General features: G+C 34.2%; 2 protein-coding genes. Both read right to left on the bottom strand.

Annotated elements, in window-relative coordinates; all coding sequences use genetic code 11:
• Positions 1-191: hypothetical protein (locus ACSSWA_RS14950; RefSeq protein ID WP_437357458.1), on the bottom strand; the 191-nt coding region annotated here is incomplete at its 3' end.
• A 34-nt stretch (positions 192-225) separates the two neighbouring features.
• Positions 226-728: hypothetical protein (locus ACSSWA_RS14945; RefSeq protein WP_437357456.1), on the bottom strand; the 503-nt coding region annotated here is incomplete at its 5' end.

Here is a 728-nt window from a genome sequence, read left to right as displayed (position 1 = left end):
TAAAATTCTGAAAGCAGAGATTGATTTTTATTATCCTCAACGCTTACAATCGTTCCATATTTACGCCCGTTAATAATTGCTCCGGTACAGTAGCTAAGCGGGGATTCAAGACTAAAAAAAAATGTTCCGAAACTCTCTATTATTTCTTCCCACCAGAATAACTCCAGTATTTCAATTCTGTGGCTAATCACTGTATCTCCCTCTAATATTACCCAATTTGTATCTTTAACAAGTGTAGATTTTTGACCAGGGTAATGAGAAAGGGTTCGGAACGGTAAACGAATATTTGTAAGTTATATAACGTGACCACCAGGGATTTTCCAAACTATCAACGGGTAATTCTTCCGTATAATCTCCGTTTCCATTTACATCCTCAAAATCGAGCATAAAGGTTACGCCGCTTACAGTATCGTTTCTTTCCCAGCAGACAAGGTCGTTACTTAGCGGATTAATTTTATAGTATATTTTCTTAAAATATCTTTTACCATTAATTATGCTATCCTTCACTACACACGTTGTTATATAACTCTTGTCTTCAGGAGCATAATACTGCCAAACATTTCCAACCTGCAACGGATTGTAATTACGTTTTTGGCTATAATACTTTTCTTTGAATTCTGCCGGTACATCATTTAAATATTCAATATTGATCTGAGCAATGCAGATTTTACTTAGAAAAAGTAATAGCATAATACTTATCGTTTTCATAATAACTCCACTAAAAATTC

Origin of the sequence: Melioribacter sp. Ez-97, from assembly GCF_051488665.1 — a bacterium.
GTDB lineage: Bacteria > Bacteroidota > Ignavibacteria > Ignavibacteriales > Melioribacteraceae > Melioribacter.
Note: the sequence above shows the minus strand (reverse complement) of the source record. Positions and strands in the feature narration are given on the sequence as shown.